This window comes from Lacisediminihabitans sp. (assembly GCF_036404185.1).
Lineage (GTDB): Bacteria > Actinomycetota > Actinomycetes > Actinomycetales > Microbacteriaceae > Lacisediminihabitans.
Genome location: NZ_DASWPB010000207.1, coordinates 1 through 14,278, shown reverse-complemented (window position 1 = coordinate 14,278; position 14,278 = coordinate 1). Strand labels below are relative to the sequence as shown.

The 14,278-nt window shown below is 68.4% G+C and carries 15 protein-coding genes and 1 other RNA gene; 2 read left to right on the top strand and 14 right to left on the bottom strand.

Annotated elements, in window-relative coordinates; genetic code table 11:
• Positions 1-12: 12 nt before the first annotated feature.
• The 5 genes from ssrA to prfB form a co-directional block, all read right to left on the bottom strand.
• Positions 13-423, bottom strand: a transfer-messenger RNA (tmRNA) gene (gene ssrA, locus VGC18_RS14590).
• Between the two features lie 117 nt (positions 424-540).
• Positions 541-1,017, bottom strand: a complete 477-nt coding sequence (gene smpB / locus VGC18_RS14585) for an SsrA-binding protein SmpB (RefSeq protein WP_331098674.1) — start codon at positions 1,015-1,017, stop codon at positions 541-543.
• 83 nt (positions 1,018-1,100) lie between these two features.
• Positions 1,101-2,015, bottom strand: coding sequence for a permease-like cell division protein FtsX (gene ftsX / locus VGC18_RS14580; RefSeq protein ID WP_331098673.1), 915 nt, complete (start codon positions 2,013-2,015; stop codon positions 1,101-1,103).
• On the bottom strand, positions 2,012-2,782 hold the full coding sequence (ftsE, locus tag VGC18_RS14575) for a cell division ATP-binding protein FtsE (RefSeq protein ID WP_331098671.1): 771 nt from the start codon (positions 2,780-2,782) through the stop codon (positions 2,012-2,014). The genes ftsX and ftsE overlap by 4 nt, the downstream gene beginning before the upstream one ends.
• Positions 2,783-2,886: 104 nt before the next feature.
• Entirely contained in the window at positions 2,887-3,999 is a 1,113-nt protein-coding gene (prfB, locus tag VGC18_RS14570) for a peptide chain release factor 2 (RefSeq protein ID WP_331098669.1), read from the bottom strand.
• A gap of 61 nt (positions 4,000-4,060) precedes the next feature.
• On the opposite strand from prfB, the gene VGC18_RS14565 reads away from it, so the two are divergent.
• Positions 4,061-5,323, top strand: a complete 1,263-nt coding sequence (locus VGC18_RS14565) for an MFS transporter (RefSeq protein ID WP_331098667.1) — start codon at positions 4,061-4,063, stop codon at positions 5,321-5,323.
• A 9-nt stretch (positions 5,324-5,332) separates the two neighbouring features.
• On the opposite strand, the gene VGC18_RS14560 is transcribed toward VGC18_RS14565, so the two are convergent.
• The 9 genes from VGC18_RS14560 to VGC18_RS14520 all read right to left on the bottom strand — a co-directional run bounded on the left by VGC18_RS14560 (position 5,333) and on the right by VGC18_RS14520 (position 13,173).
• Positions 5,333-7,405: an acyltransferase family protein gene (locus VGC18_RS14560; RefSeq protein ID WP_331098665.1), complete on the bottom strand. Its 2,073-nt coding sequence runs from the start codon at positions 7,403-7,405 to the stop codon at positions 5,333-5,335.
• 102 nt (positions 7,406-7,507) lie between these two features.
• Entirely contained in the window at positions 7,508-8,653 is a 1,146-nt protein-coding gene (locus VGC18_RS14555; RefSeq protein WP_331098663.1) for a geranylgeranyl reductase family protein, read from the bottom strand.
• Positions 8,654-8,689: 36 nt separating this feature from the next.
• Positions 8,690-9,124, bottom strand: a complete 435-nt coding sequence (locus VGC18_RS14550; protein ID WP_331098660.1) for a pilus assembly protein TadG-related protein — start codon at positions 9,122-9,124, stop codon at positions 8,690-8,692.
• Positions 9,121-9,576, bottom strand: a complete 456-nt coding sequence (locus VGC18_RS14545) for a hypothetical protein (RefSeq protein ID WP_331098658.1) — start codon at positions 9,574-9,576, stop codon at positions 9,121-9,123. The genes VGC18_RS14550 and VGC18_RS14545 overlap by 4 nt, the downstream gene beginning before the upstream one ends.
• On the bottom strand, positions 9,548-9,946 hold the full coding sequence (locus VGC18_RS14540) for a TadE/TadG family type IV pilus assembly protein (RefSeq protein WP_331098656.1): 399 nt from the start codon (positions 9,944-9,946) through the stop codon (positions 9,548-9,550). The genes VGC18_RS14545 and VGC18_RS14540 overlap by 29 nt, the downstream gene beginning before the upstream one ends.
• A 5-nt stretch (positions 9,947-9,951) precedes the next feature.
• Positions 9,952-10,125 carry a hypothetical protein gene (locus VGC18_RS14535; protein WP_331098654.1) on the bottom strand — a complete coding sequence of 58 codons (174 nt, stop codon included), beginning with the start codon at positions 10,123-10,125 and terminating at the stop codon, positions 9,952-9,954.
• Positions 10,126-10,151: 26 nt separating this feature from the next.
• Positions 10,152-11,099 (bottom strand): type II secretion system F family protein, encoded by a 948-nt coding sequence (locus tag VGC18_RS14530; protein WP_331098651.1) that lies wholly within the window; start codon positions 11,097-11,099, stop codon positions 10,152-10,154.
• Positions 11,087-11,944 carry a type II secretion system F family protein gene (locus VGC18_RS14525; protein WP_331098649.1) on the bottom strand — a complete coding sequence of 286 codons (858 nt, stop codon included), beginning with the start codon at positions 11,942-11,944 and terminating at the stop codon, positions 11,087-11,089. Before VGC18_RS14525 ends, VGC18_RS14530 begins: the two co-directional genes overlap by 13 nt.
• A complete protein-coding gene (locus tag VGC18_RS14520) occupies positions 11,941-13,173 on the bottom strand; it encodes a CpaF family protein (RefSeq protein ID WP_331098647.1) in 1,233 nt (410 codons plus the stop codon). Before VGC18_RS14520 ends, VGC18_RS14525 begins: the two co-directional genes overlap by 4 nt.
• A gap of 245 nt (positions 13,174-13,418) precedes the next feature.
• Here VGC18_RS14520 and VGC18_RS14515 point away from each other — a divergent pair, with 245 nt between their 5' ends.
• Positions 13,419-14,273 (top strand): SMP-30/gluconolactonase/LRE family protein, encoded by an 855-nt coding sequence (locus tag VGC18_RS14515; protein ID WP_331098645.1) that lies wholly within the window; start codon positions 13,419-13,421, stop codon positions 14,271-14,273.
• The last annotated feature ends 5 nt before the right edge of the window (positions 14,274-14,278 follow it).

Sequence of the window (14,278 nt, the reverse complement as noted above, 5' to 3'; positions counted from 1 at the left end):
GATAGCGGCCGGTGGTGGAGATGGGGGGAATTGAACCCCCGTCCACTGCTGTGGTCATGTGCCTTCTACGGGTGTAGCCAGTGAAAGCGTTCTGCTCGGCTCCGGAATTTGCCACTGGCATCCAATCCGACAAGCCCAGCCTTAGTTAAAGTCCCGCTGTGCCCTAAGGCGTGTGTTCGAAGAACACGTCACAGCAGCAATCTCTCTGGATAACGCCAGAACCCGGGTAGAGAGCATTCCCGGACTGACGGTCTCTATAAGTTGCTGAGGAAGAACTTACGCCGCGAGGGCGAAGTCTGCCTTGGCAGAGACAGTGCTATGTGAATTGGCACTTATAGTTTGCAGAGATCGTTTACGAGATAACCCTGCATCCTCGACCCGCTTCTCACATTTGCGCAGGCAGTGTCGAAACCGATCATCCCCATGCGCACCCCGATCGACGGGGTGAGTCGCTATCGCGCGCTATTGAGTTGTCAAATGCCGCCCCCTCCCGGAGGCAGCCCTCTAGTTTACGCCGGATGAGCGCGTCACGCCAGCCGGTCAGTCGCCGAGGTGGCGACGGGCCGACATGGCGCGGGCGGCCTCGCGATTGTCCTGACGTTCCCGAAGGGCCTGACGCTTGTCGTACTCGCGCTTGCCCTTGGCCACCGCGATCTCGACCTTCGCCCTGCCATCGCTGAAGTAGATGGAGAGGGGGACGATCGTGTAACCGCCCTCCTTGGTCTTGTTATGGATCTTGAGGATCTGGGCCTTGTGCAGCAGCAGCTTGCGCTTGCGGCGAGGGGGATGGTTGTTCCAGGTGCCCTCGTTGTACTCGGGGATGTGCACCGCATCCAGCCACGCCTCGCCGAACTCGACGTAGGCGTAACCGTCCACCAGGGATGCACGACCGGCCCGCAACGACTTCACCTCGGTCCCGGTGAGGACCAGCCCGGCCTCATAGGTGTCTTCGATGGTGTAGTCGTGACGGGCTTTGCGATTGGTGGCCACAACCTTCTGACCACGTTCCCTGGGCACGATGCACTCCTGTTTGATCCGACCGCGTCTGCCGCGGCGAGCCCATCAGTTTAGCCCGGGCCGGCGGGCGGGCACCAGCGGAGCTAGACCTTCAGATATCTGCTGATGGCGAAACTGGCGGATGCCGCGGCCAACGCCGCGCCGACGACCAGCAGGATCGGGACGACGATGAGCGCATCCGTCATCCCGATGAACGGAGTATCCTGCGCCTGGGCTCCCAGGTAGCCCTGGACGAAGAATTTGACGATCGCCACCACCGCCGCGCTGGCCAGCACGGACCCGATGAGGGCAGAGATCACCCCTTCGAGCACAAACGGCGTCTGGATGAACCGGTTGGAGGCGCCCACCAACCGCATGATGCCGAGCTCCCGTCTCCTCGAGAAGGCGGAGAGCCGGATGGTCGTCGCGATGAGCAGCACCGCCGCGACGAGCATGAGCACGGCGACCCCGACGGCGGTGAAACTCGCCGCGTTGAGCGCGGAGAAGATCGGGTCCAGATACTTGCGCTGGTCCTTGACCTGCTCGACACCGGCGAGCGTCGAGACGCTCTCCGCGATCACGTCGGACTGATCCGGGTTCTTCAGGTTGAGCCAGAAGGTCTCCGGCAGGAACTCCGGCGTGACGAAGTCGGAGCCGGTCGTGTCGCCGAACTGGGCCTTGTACTGCTTGTAGACCTGGTTGTGGTTCTGGAAGGTGACGCTCTTGATCAGTCCGGCGAGCGCCGGCGATTTGAGCTGGGCCTCGACAGCATCCTTCTGGGCCTTGGTGGCCTCCACCAGGTCACAGTTGCCGTCCGTCGAGAGGTCGGTGCACATGTAGATGGCGACCTGCGCGCGGTCGTACCAGTACCCCTTCATCTGCCCGATCTGGAACTGCAGGAGGATTGCGGCCCCGACGAAGGTGAGCGAGATGAAGGTGACGAGCACGACGGAGATCACCATGGAGACGTTGCGCCGCAGGCCGTTGCCGACCTCGGACATGATCAGTCCGAATCTCATCGGGTCTGGCCCTCCGATTGGCCGGCGAACCCGAGGTTCTGGCGGGAGATCGGCGCCGAGGCGACATGCTGCACGGGGACGGCCTGGGTCTGATATCCGCCGTGGCGCTCGTCGCGCACCACCTGGCCGCCGACCAGCTCGATGACCCGGCGCTTCATCTGGTCGACGATTCCCGCATCGTGGGTCGCCATGATCACGGTGGTGCCGCTCTGGCTGATGCGCTCGAGCAGGGTCATGATGCCGGCGCTGGTGGATGGGTCGAGGTTTCCGGTCGGCTCGTCGGCGAGCAGGATGGCCGGCTTGTTGACGATGGCGCGGGCGATGGCCACGCGCTGCTGCTCGCCGCCGGAGAGCTCGTGCGGCAGCCGGTTGGTCTTGCCCGCGAGGCCGACCATCTTGAGCACGTCGGGCACGGCCTCCTGGATGAACCCCTTGGACTTGCCGATCACCTGCAGGGTGAAGGCGACGTTGTCGAAGACGTTCTTCTGCGGGAGGAGACGGAAGTCCTGGAAGACGACGCCGAGGTTGCGCCGGAAGAAGGGCACCTTGCGGCTGCTGAGGCTGCCGAGATTCTGGCCGAGCACGTGGATCTGCCCCTTGCTGGGGTTCTCCTCCTTGAGCACGAGGCGCAGGAAGCTCGACTTGCCGCTCCCCGAGGCGCCCACCAGAAAGACAAACTCCCCCCGGAGGATCTCAAGCGTCACCGCATTGAGCGCAGGCCGAGCGTTGCCCTTGTAGAGCTTGGTTACCTGATCAAACCGAATCATGACTGTTCGACTCTAGGTTGACCTCCGCCTCCTGCCCAGAACGACAGGCCGAAGGTCCACACTCTCAGAAACCGTTAACTTTGCGAAGGAATCGCCGGTCGGGGTCAGGCATCCGTCCTGTCGCGCTTGCGCCATTTGATGCCCGCGCTGATGAATCCGTCGAGGTCGCCGTCGAACACCGCGGAGGGGTTGTTGACCTCGTAATCGGTGCGGAGGTCCTTGACCATCTGATAGGGCGCGAGCACGTAGCTGCGCATCTGGTCGCCCCAGCTCGCGGTGATGACGCCGGCGAGCTCCTTCTTCTGGGCGGCCTCGCGCTCGCGCTCGAGCAGCAGCAGCCGCGACTGCAGCACGCGCATGGCGGCGGCACGGTTCTGGATCTGGCTCTTCTCGTTCTGCATGGAGACGACGGTGCCGGTCGGGATGTGAGTGATGCGCACCGCGGAGTCAGTGGTGTTGACCGACTGGCCGCCCGGACCGCTGGAACGGAAGACGTCAACGCGGATGTCGCTCTCCGGCACCTCGATGACGTCCGTCTGCTCGATGAGCGGGATGACCTCGACCGCGGCGAAGCTGGTCTGGCGCTTGCCCGCCGAGTTGAAGGGGCTCATGCGCACGAGCCGGTGGGTGCCCGCCTCAACGCTCAGGGTGCCGAAGGCGTACGGCGCATCCACCTCGATCGTCGTCGACTTGATGCCCGCCTCCTCCGCATAGCTCGTGTCGAGCACGGTCGTCGAGTAGTTGTGCTGCTCCGCCCAGCGCAGGTACATCCGCATCAGCATCTCGGCGAAGTCCGAGGCATCCACTCCCCCGGCGCCCGCGCGGATCGTGATGACGGCGGCGCGCGAGTCGAACTCCCCGTTCAGCAGGGTCTGCACCTCGAGCTCACCGAGCAGCTTCTGGATGCTCGCAAGCTCGGTGCGCGCCTCGGCGGCGGCGGTCGCGTCGGATTCCTCGTTCGCGAGCTCGACCATGATCTCGAGGTCGTCGAGCCGGGACTGGATGCTGACGATCTTCGCGAGGTCCGCCTGCTTGTGGCTGAGCGCCGAGGTCACCCGCTGCGCCTTCTCGGTGTCGTCCCAGAGGTCAGGCACCCCGGCCTGCTCGCTCAGGTCGGCGATCTCCGCCGTGAGCTTGTCGACGCCGACGACGGCACGGATGTCCGCGAAGGTGGCGCGCAGGGCGGCTATCTGTTCCGAGAAATCGAGGTCGTCCATATCGCCTCCCAGACTACCGGGGTTGCCGGATCTCCCGGGTTCCTCGGCTAGCATCGAAGGGATGTCACTCGGCGAACCCAGCTTCAGCTTTCGTTCGATAGCTCTACCCGCGCTGCTGCCGACCCTCCTCTTCTCAATCGGCGAGGGCGCGATCATCCCGATCATCCCCGTCGCCGCCGACAACCTCGGGGCGTCGCTGGCCATCTCCGGCCTCATCGCCTCGATGATCATGCTCGGCGAGCTGTTCGGGGACATCCCGAGCGGGTGGATCGTCGCCCGCATCGGCGAGCGCACCGCGATGATCTACGCCGCGTTCATCGCCGTGATCGGCCTGGCCATGGCGATCGTCGCGCCGAACCCGCTGGTGCTCGGCGCCGGCATCCTCCTCGTCGGCCTCGCGACCGCGGTCTTCGCGCTCGCCAGGCACGCCTTCATGACCAGCTTCGTGCCCAGGCAGTACCGGGCCCGCGCGCTCTCCACCCTCGGCGGCACCTTCCGGCTCGGATACTTCGTCGGGCCGTTCATCGCCGCCGCCGTCATCCACCTGACCGGGAGCACCCAGTCGGTGTTCTGGGTGCAGATCATCGGATGCCTGGGCGCCGCCGTCCTGCTCATCGTGCTCAAGGACCCGACGGAGGTGCTCGTGGCCAACCGGGCGCCCGCGGCCCTCAAGGAGGGCGAGCGGTTCGTCGAGGACGAGGCCACCGGGCTCTTCCGCACCATCTGGAACAACCGGGCGGTGCTCGCCAGGCTGGGGATGGGCGCCGCGCTCGTCGGCGCGCTGCGCTCCAGCCGTCAGGTGATCCTCCCGCTCTGGGCGGTGAGCCTGCACATCCCGGACGCGCAGACGGCGCTCATCATCGGCATCGCGGGCGCCATCGACTTCGGCCTGTTCTACGCGAGCGGTCAGATCATGGATCGTTTCGGCCGGCTCTGGAGCGCGGTCCCGTCCATGATCGGGCTGGGGCTCGGCCACCTCGCCCTCGCCTTCACCCACGACGTCAGGGGCGCCGTCATCTGGTTCATCGCGGCGGCGATGTTCATGTCGGTCGCGAACGGCATCGGCAGCGGCATCCTCATGACGCTCGGGGCGGATCTGGCCGATCCGCGCAACCCTGCACCCTTCCTCGGTGCGTGGCGATTCACCGGGGATGCGGGCAGCGCCGCGGCACCGCTCGCCCTGTCCGGGCTCACGGCGGTGATCTCAGTGTCGTTCGCCAGCGGGGTGCTCGGAGTCGTGGGCCTCATCGGTGCGGGCGTGCTGCTGCGCTACGTCCCCCGCTACGCGCCGCACCGGCCCAAGTCGGTGGCAGGTACGGCCTGAGCGCCGCGCCTAATGCCCTGAGGCGGACGTCGCGCTGACCTTCGGAAGCACGGGAGCGAGCTTGACCCGCAGTGCCGGGGCAAGAGCTCGGGAAAACGTCGCGGTCAGGTGGTGCGAGTCGCGGTAGACCATGTATCCGCCGATGACCGACGGGCACGTGGTCGTGCAGAGGTAGTCGGTCATGTCGACCACATGGATTCGTCCGTCGACGGGGGTGGCGGCGATGGGCTTCTGACCGGGGCCGGCCAGCGCGGACGCCGTCGGCTTTGCGCAGGCCGCCGTGTCGTCCAGATGCGCCGACAGGCACCCGACGGGGTTCGCGCCGACGTCCGGGGTGCCCATGAACAGGGCGACCTTCGAAGTCTTGGGCAGGGCCGCGATCGTCGCGTCGATTCCGGTACGCCACTGCCTGGAGGGGCTCGTCCCCGATGGCAGCTCCTCCTTGCTGTAGTTGGCGAGGATCACCAGCGCGGGCGGGTCGGCGGCGAGCTGATTCAACACGTTCTGACGCCACTGGTCGCAGGCGAGATACGCGACGCCGTCCCGGCTGTGGGCGACGAGCGTCGAGGCGCATCCGCTCTTGGTGTGCGTGACGAGCTGGTAGCCCTCCTGCTCGGCCATCGCCCGGAGACCGGGTGCCCACTGGGCGGCCTGGGAGTCGCCGAACAGCATGATCCGCGGCGCACCCGCCTGGCCGAAAGTGCAGGGGTGCGGAACCGACGCGGCGAAGCCCAGCTCGCAACCGTCGTTGAAGATCGCCGGGTTGTCGTCCGCGGCATCCTTCAGCGGGGGCATCAGATCGGACGGCACGAATGAGGTCACGAGCGGCGGCGACTGCGGCGCGACCTGCGCGACGGTACGGCCGACATCCATGGGAGTCGACTGGACCACGACGAGCCCGAGGACGGCGGCGACCACCAGGGCACCGCTCACGATGCCTGCGCCGGCGAGGCTCCTCCAGGGCAGTGCGGTCCCGAGCCATCGAGACCGACGCACCGGGTGCTCGACGAGCCGGTACAGCAGCCACGCCACGGGAACGGATGCCGCGGTGAGGGCCTCCGTGGCCCACAGCGCCAGGGGGTGCTCGTAGCCGACTCCGGCCTGGACCAGCTGCAGGATCGGCCAGTGGACGAGATAGAGCGAGTAGGAGATGAGCCCGAGGAACTGGAACGGACGGAGCCGGAGAAGCATCGCGGGCCCGCCGGCCGCCTCGCGCACGCCTCCGCCGATGACGAGGGCGGTCGCGACGGCCGGCACCACCGCCACCCAGCCGGGGAACGGGGTGTCGGCCGTGAAACCAATGCACGCCGCCACGATCCCGGCCAACCCCGCCCAGGCGAGCACCGCGCCCAGCGCCGCGGGCAGGAGGCGGCGGATCATCGGCACGCCCACGGCAACGAGGCCGCCGAGGCCGAACTCCCATGCCCGAGTCCAGACCGAGAAGAAGGCCCACGGCTGCGAGCGCTCGGTCTCGGAGAGCTCGGCCAGGAGCGATAGGACGACGACAAGACCGAGCACGGCCGCGAGAAGCCTCGTGCGGCTCCGATCCTCACGCAGCTTTCGCAGGACGAACCAGACGGCCACGAGCAGAACGGGCCACAGCAGATAGAACTGCTCCTCGACGCCGAGCGACCAGTAGTGCTGGAACACGGAGGGGGTCGTATCGGCGAGGTAGTCCGTTCCCCGGAACGCCAGCACGTAATTGGGGAAGTAGGCGGCGACCGCGACCGCATCCCACAGGGACTGGGGCCTGAGCGCCGGCGGGACCCACAGCATCACCCCGGCGATCGTGAGCCCCAGGACGGTGAACGATGCCGGCAGGATGCGCCGAGCGCGCCGGGCATAGAACCGGGCGAAGCTGAATCCGTTCCGGCTCATCGCCTCGATCAGGTGCCCCGTGATCAGGAAGCCGGAGATCACGAAGAACACGTCGACTCCGACGTACCCGCCGCCGACGCCCGGCACCCGCGCGTGATTCAGGACGACGGCGGCGACCGCCACCGCGCGCAGTCCCTGGATGTCGGCACGGAACTCCCGGGTCGGCGCGAGCGATCGCGGCCGGGCTCGGGACAGCACCACCATTCGTGCTCCCTCCGTCCGCGACCCGCCCACCCGCCGGTCGGCGCGACCCTAGCATCCCCGGTCAACGAGGAGGTTAACGACGGCCGTGGCGGACGCCGCCGATCAGTGTCCGACCACGCGCAGGGCGCCGCGCACCACACGATGCCGGAGCACCCCCGCCAGGGTGGTGGTGCCGCGGCAGACATCCATGAACAGACGCGAGCCGATTCCCGAGTAGCCGAGCACCGCGTGCACGATGCCGGGGTGATGTTCGAAGAGGCGCAGCATCCGCTCCCCCGCGACGATCTCCGGGGCCAGCTCCGATTCCACCCGGCGCAGGTAGCCGTCGAGGGCATCCGACTGGCCGAGCGCCGCGAGGGCGGCGGCCTCCCCCGCCCAGGTGCCGGAGCGCAGGGCGAAGGAGATGCCCTCCCTGGTCCACGGCTCGAGCAGCCCCGCGGCATCCCCGGCCACGACCACGGAACCGCGACGCAGCGGTGAGCCCGCCGTACGCCACTGGGTGAGGTGTCCCGACGACCGCTCGACGGCGACGCCTGCCAGCCCCAGCCGAGCGATCCAGGTCTGCAGGTACTCTCGAGTCGCCTCCGGCTCGCCCCTGGCCTGGATCACGCCGACGGTGAGCACCTCCCGCTTGGGGAACATCCAGCCGTAGCTGCCCGCGGCCCCGCCCCAGTCGAACAGCAGCGTGCCGTCGTAGGCCGCGGAGTCCGCCGGACGGAGGATCTCGGTCTCGAGCGCCAGGTCGACCCCACCGGGGATGATGCCGACGTATCGGCCGCAGCGCCCGCTGGTGCCGTCCGCACCGACGACTGTCCTGGCGCTGATGATGCCCTCGCTCGTCTCGAGCCGCACCAGGTCGTCCTCGGCGATCGACGTGACCTTCACTCCGTCGACGAACGCGGCCCCGGCGGCGACGGCGGCCGCGGCGAGCGCGTCGTCGAAGGACTGCCGGCGGACGAGAGAGAGGAAAGGTGCCGCGGAGCGATGGGTCGACGGGAGCCTGCCGCGGAGCGAGAAGGTCGCCGTGACGACCTCCTGTTCGACGACCTCGAGCACGGATGCCGGCACGTGCTCGATCGAGATGCCGATCAGGCCTCCGCCACAGGTCTTGTACCGGGGGAAGCGCGCCCGGTCGATGAGCAGCACGGATGCGCCACGCTCGGCCGCCACGCGGGCCGCGGACGAGCCGGCGGGACCCGCCCCCACCACGACCACGTCCCAGACGTCCCGATCCGTCACCGCAGCCATGGGAATCACGTTACCGCCGCCGGACCTGTCCATCGCTCAGGAGAACACCGAGCGGGCGAGCGCGGTCACCTCGATGCGGAACCCGTGCGGGACGAGCAGTGAGAGCACCGGCGGCCGCCAGTAGGAGGAGAGCTGGACGGTCGCGCTCCGCCCGTCCACGGTCTCGGCGCGATCGAGGGCGAGCGACTCGAACTCGTCGGTCGGGGCGACTGTCAGGTAGCCGCGGACCGTCTCCGCGACCTCCGCCGAGGTCAGCTCGGGGCGGAGGCCGGCCGCCGTCGGGCGGACGTCCGCGAGGTCGAAGGCCTCGGCGCCGGCGAGCGCCGCACCGTCCGCAAGGGTGAACAGCCTCTTGCGTTCGAGATAGAGCGAGCTGGCAGCGACGACCAGCAGGATGAGCACCAGCGAGAGCACCCCGTAGAAGATGGTCAGCGGCAGGATCGAGCCGTCGTCGTCGCGGAGCCGTCTCATCCGGCGCCCCAGAATCGCGAGACGCGCTCCGTTGCCGATGCCTCGAGCGGCACGCTGAGCGGAACGCTCAGTCTCAGGACCGGCGGAACGAGCGGCAGCGGCACGGACAGACCGACGGTCACCGTGACGGTACCGAGCCGGTGCAGGCAGTCGTCCGGTCGCGGGGCGCAGACCACCGAGACCGTCGCCGCGTCCCCGTCGAGTCCGTAGTCGGCCAGGGCGAAGGCGACCGCGCGGTTCGCCCTCGCCTCGGCCTCGGGCGCCGCGGTCGCCTGCACGAACACCCGTGCCGCCTGCCGCGCGGCCCCCTCGACCGCGAAGGCGCCGGCCTGCAGCGCCGCCATCGTCAGCACGAGGTACACCATCGGCAACAGCAGGACGAACCCCGCCGTGACGAACTCGAGGGAGGCCGTCCCGGTCTCGTCAGTCGTCCAGGTTCTCCACCGCCGCATGGCCGGACACCTCCAAACCACCGTCGATGCCGACCAGGCCGATGAGCGGAAGCGGCGCACGCACGGTGACGGCGGCCGACGGATGTCCGAGATACGTTCCATAGGCAGCCGTTACGTCCCTCGCATAACCGGGGCCGAGGGCGACCCGGATGAGGTCGCGTGTCCGGCCCACCCCGTCGCCGAGGCCGTTGTCGGCCAGCGCCGCGAAGCGCGCGCCCTCCGCCGCGGCGTCGAGCACGGTGTTCCGGATGTGCAGCGCGAGCCCCAGCTGGATCACCGAGAGGGTGAGAACCGTCAGCAGGGCACCGACCATGACGAACTCGGCGGGAGCCGAGCCGTCGTCGCGGCGCATCCGCGCGAACCTGCTCACGAGGATCAGAATCCGGTGACCCGGTCGATGGCCTGCTGGAAGACGTTGCTGAGTGCGGGACCCGCGAGACCCCAGATGATGACCACCAACCCTGCCGTCATTAAAGTGATGAGCACCCAGCCGGGGACGTCGCCCCGGTCGTCCCGGCTCAGCAGAAGAGCCCTGCGGAATCTGGTCATGGTTGTTGTCCTTTCCGATCGGGGCGTCACAGCCCGAACTGCAGTACGACGATTCCCGGGTAGATGGCGAACACGACGGTCACCGGCAGGATGAGGAAGACGAGCGGGATGAGCATCCCCACCTCCTTTTTGCCCGCCGTCTCGAGCAGCCGGGTCTTGGCGTCGTCTCTCGCGTCCTGCGCCTGGGCGCGGAGCACCTCGGCGAGCGGGGTGCCCCGCTCCAGCGCCCCCACGATCTGATCGACGCAGCGCGTGAGCGGGGCCAGCTGCAGGCTCGTCGCCAGCGTCGTCAGGGAGTCAGCCAGCGGCAGCCCGAGGCTCACCGAGGTCACGACCCCGGCGAACTCCTTGGCGAGTTCGCCGTGGCTCACCCGGGACACCCGGCGGATCGCGTCGAGCACCCCCTCGCCGGCGGAGAGACTCAGCGTCAGGAACTCGAGCACGGTCGGCAACTCCGCCGAGATGCGGACCACCCTCGACCGCGCCGAACGGACGAGCAGCCGATCGCGCGCCACGACCCCGCAGCAGGCGAAGATCACCACGATCGCGACGAGGATGAGAAAGGGAACCTGCTGCAACCGCGAGACCGCGACGGCGGCCACGATCCCCAGAGCCGCTCCGCCCATCCCCCAGACCAGCTGCTGAGATCGGAAGGCCTCCGGACCGAGCCGGCTCGCCGACTGTCGCAGACGCAGTTCGACGATCGTCGTTCCGCCGAGGGCGCGACCGAGCACCGCACGCAGTCGGTCGAGGAGCGGTGCGAACAGCGAGCCGACGACGGGAATGGGCTCGATGCTGCGGCGGGCGAGCAGTTCCCTCGCACCGGCGGACACGTCCACCAGGTATGGCGCCACCCGATTCGCCAGCCTCGGCCGGCTCAGCCGCGGGACCAGGCCGACCAGCGACCACAGCCCGAGGCCGATCCCGAGGCCGCAGAGCACTCCCCATCCCGACAGGGCGTCTAGCCGAACCATCGGCGCTCCCCGGGGATGCGTCCGATGGCGAGCATGAGGCGGTAGGCGATCACCGTGACGAACAGGCCGCCGACGATGACGGTCACCCCACCGGGGCTGTTGTAGGCGGCCGCGGCCTCCGGCCGCGACGCGAGGAGCACGAGAATGATCCAGGGCGCGGCGACACCCAGTTTCGCCGCATTCGTCACCCAGGACTGCCTCGCCTCGACCTCCGCCCGGATCGCCGCCTCCTGTCGGAGGTAGGAGGCCAGGTTGCGGAGCACCGTCGTCAGCTCGCTGCCTCCCACCTCCCGCGACATCCGCAGGGTCTCGAGGATGCGATCGGCGATCGGATCGGCGAGACGCTCCTTGAGACGGTCCACGGCGAGGCCGAAATTGCCGGTCGCGCGATAGTCCCGCTCGAAACCCGCGAAGGCCTCGCGCGCGGGTGCCGGGCCGGCCTGGGCGAGCGTGACCACGCTGTCCGGGAGGGCGAGACCCGACCGCACGGCGGACACGAGGTGGTCCACCGCGTACGGCCAGAGCATTCTCGCCGCCAGCCGCCGGCCCCTGGCGCGCCAGACCACAACGAGAAGGGGGGCCGCGAGTCCGGCGAGACCGGCGACGACGGCGATGGCAACCACGGGGACGAGCGCGAAGACCAGCGCGGCGGACGCGGCGGCCGCGAGCCCGGCCATCACCAGGAGTGCGGCGGGCGGGACGGAGTGCATCCCCGCCTGGGCCAGCAGGGCGGCGAGCCTCGTCGTGATCCGTGGGCGCCGGGGCCCGGCCGGGAGCGGCCAGAGGAACGGTGACAGCGCGAGCACCGAGCCGATCCCCAACACGAGTCCGAGAGCGAGAGTCATGCGCTCTCCCCGGCGAGCACGGTGGACAGGTCGAAGCCTGCGGCGGCGAACTTGGCCGTCTTGCTCGGATAGCCTCCCGTCGCCTCGAGAACTCCGCGTCGGGCCACGAAGATCGGGCTCGCCTCGATGAGACCGCCGGTGACCCGACCGCTCGGCGCGAGGATCTCCGCGATCCGGCGTTGGCCGTTCCTGGTCAGTTCGCAGTGCACCACCAGGTCGACCGACATCGCGACGGCGGGCACCACGAACGACGCGTCGATGTTGCGCCCGGCGAGCAAGGGCAGCGTGCACAGCTTGGAGAGCGCCTCCCTCGCGCTGTTGGCATGGATCGAGCACATGCCGGGCAGCCCGGAGTTCAGGGCGATCAGGAGGTCGAGCGCCTCCGCCTCACGCACCTCGCCGACGACGAGGCGGTCGGGACGCATCCGCAAGGCCTCCTTGATCAACCGGCGCAGCGTGATCTCACCCGTGCCCTCCAGGCTCGGCGCCCGGCACTGCATCGCGACCGTGTCCCGCGCCGCGAGATCCAGTTCGAAGGTCTCCTCCACGGTGACGATGCGCTCGTGCGGCCTCGCCGCCGAGAGCAGGGCACCCAACATGGTCGTCTTGCCACTCTGCGTCGCACCGGAGACGAGGATGTTCTGCCCGCTCAAGACGCACATCCGGAGGAACTCCGACGCCTGGCGGGTCACGGAACCGAGGACCACGAGCCGGTGCAGGTCACGGATGCGCGTGGTGAACTTGCGGACGTTGACCGCCCAGTGTCGCTGGGTGACGTCCGGGATGACGACGTGCAGACGCGACCCGTCTGGCAGCGAGGCGTCGACAAACGGGCTGCTGAGGTCCACGCGCCTGCCCGACTGCTGCAGCATCCGCTCCACGAGGTCGCGGATCTCGCCATCGGTCAGGACGACGTCGGTGAGCTCCAGCAGTCCGTTGCGGGCGACGAAGACCCTCTCCGGCCCGTTGATCCAGATCTCCTCGACCTCGTCGTCGTCGAAGAACGGCTGCAGAGCCCCGAACCCGGTGATCGTCGCGACGATCTCCCTGGTCGCCTGATGCTCGTCGGCCAGCATTGGCAGGGAGCCGCCGAGTGCCCGCTCGCTGTACCGCCGCACCTCGTCCCGCACGTAGCGGTCGGCGATCGAGCTGTCGCTGCCGAGGTCGACCCCGTCGCGGCGCACCCGTTCCCGCACCTGCTGGGCGATGATCGAGACGGCCTGCGACATGCCACCATGATGCGACGAAGCATCACGATCGGGTGATCGTTATCCACAGGCCTCGGCGCGACTGCTCGACGAGCTCCGAGATGTCCTCCTGCTCCACAGTGAGCACGCGTCGTCCACACAAAGATCGGGAAAACTCCGGTTGGAGCACCACTGATGGGTTCATAATAATCCTATAGGAAATCAGATGAACCTCCAGATGTGGCGAATTGAGGAGCCTCGACTGGACTCTCAAGGGCAGGAGTGCGATGCGAGCGGAACAACTGACGGATCCCGTGTGTCTGCATGCGGAGGGACCCGTTTATTCGCCCCGATGGCGCGGCGTGCGCTGGGTGGACATGCTGGCCGGCGACATCCTGGAGTTGCTCCCCGACGGCTCGATCGACAGGGCCCACGTCGGCGACGTCGCGGCGGTGCTGCGCGCCCGCGTCGGTGGAGGGCTCATCATCGCCGTGCGTCGTGGCCTGGCGATCACCGACGACGATTCCCTCCACTCACCGGTCCATGCCCTTCCCGAACTCTGGAGTGACGAAAATCTCCGCATGAACGAGGGCGGATGCGATCCGTCCGGCGCCTTCTACGCCGGCTCCGTCACCTATGACCACACCCCCGGTGCGGCCGAGCTGTGGCGGGTTGGCCCCGACCTGCGGCCTCAACGGGTGCTCGGGGATGTCACCGTCTCGAATGGACTCGAGTGGAGTCCGGATGGCGGTCTCGCCTACTACGTCGACAGCGTGACCCATCGCATCGATGTCTTCGATTGGGATGCCGTCGCCGGCTTCACCGACCGCCGCGCCTTCGTGACCATCGAGACGGAGGCCGAGCCCGACGGCATCACCGTCGATGCCGACGGCGGGATCTGGGTGGCTTTGCACGGGGGGTCGTCGGTACGACGCTACACGTCCGACGGTCGCCTCGACGAGGTGATCGAGGTCCCCGTGCGCCAGGTCACCGCCGTCACCTTCGCCGGACCGGCGCTGGATCAACTGGTCATCACGACCTCACGCAAAGGGCTCGGCGCACAAGCCGAACCCCTCGCCGGCGCGCTCTTCGCGGTCATGCCCGGCGTCCACGGACGAGCAGCGAAGGAGTTCGCAGCATGAGCATC

What these genes read in the sequence shown, in the direction of transcription:
- ftsE (WP_331098671.1), bottom strand. Translation starts at nt 2,782, where the DNA reads ATGATTCGGTTTGATCAGGTAACCAAGCTCTACAAGGGCAACGCTCGG.
- VGC18_RS14565 (WP_331098667.1), top strand. Translation starts at nt 4,061, where the DNA reads ATGTCACTCGGCGAACCCAGCTTCAGCTTTCGTTCGATAGCTCTACCC.
- VGC18_RS14550 (WP_331098660.1), bottom strand. Translation starts at nt 9,124, where the DNA reads ATGAGACGGCTCCGCGACGACGACGGCTCGATCCTGCCGCTGACCATC.
- VGC18_RS14525 (WP_331098649.1), bottom strand. Translation starts at nt 11,944, where the DNA reads ATGACTCTCGCTCTCGGACTCGTGTTGGGGATCGGCTCGGTGCTCGCG.
- VGC18_RS14515 (WP_331098645.1), top strand. Translation starts at nt 13,419, where the DNA reads ATGCGAGCGGAACAACTGACGGATCCCGTGTGTCTGCATGCGGAGGGA.
- ftsX (WP_331098673.1), bottom strand. Translation starts at nt 2,015, where the DNA reads ATGAGATTCGGACTGATCATGTCCGAGGTCGGCAACGGCCTGCGGCGC.
- VGC18_RS14560 (WP_331098665.1), bottom strand. Translation starts at nt 7,405, where the DNA reads ATGGTGGTGCTGTCCCGAGCCCGGCCGCGATCGCTCGCGCCGACCCGG.
- VGC18_RS14520 (WP_331098647.1), bottom strand. Translation starts at nt 13,173, where the DNA reads ATGTCGCAGGCCGTCTCGATCATCGCCCAGCAGGTGCGGGAACGGGTG.
- VGC18_RS14535 (WP_331098654.1), bottom strand. Translation starts at nt 10,125, where the DNA reads ATGACCAGATTCCGCAGGGCTCTTCTGCTGAGCCGGGACGACCGGGGC.
- VGC18_RS14555 (WP_331098663.1), bottom strand. Translation starts at nt 8,653, where the DNA reads ATGGCTGCGGTGACGGATCGGGACGTCTGGGACGTGGTCGTGGTGGGG.
- prfB (WP_331098669.1), bottom strand. Translation starts at nt 3,999, where the DNA reads ATGGACGACCTCGATTTCTCGGAACAGATAGCCGCCCTGCGCGCCACC.
- VGC18_RS14530 (WP_331098651.1), bottom strand. Translation starts at nt 11,099, where the DNA reads ATGGTTCGGCTAGACGCCCTGTCGGGATGGGGAGTGCTCTGCGGCCTC.
- VGC18_RS14545 (WP_331098658.1), bottom strand. Translation starts at nt 9,576, where the DNA reads ATGCGGCGGTGGAGAACCTGGACGACTGACGAGACCGGGACGGCCTCC.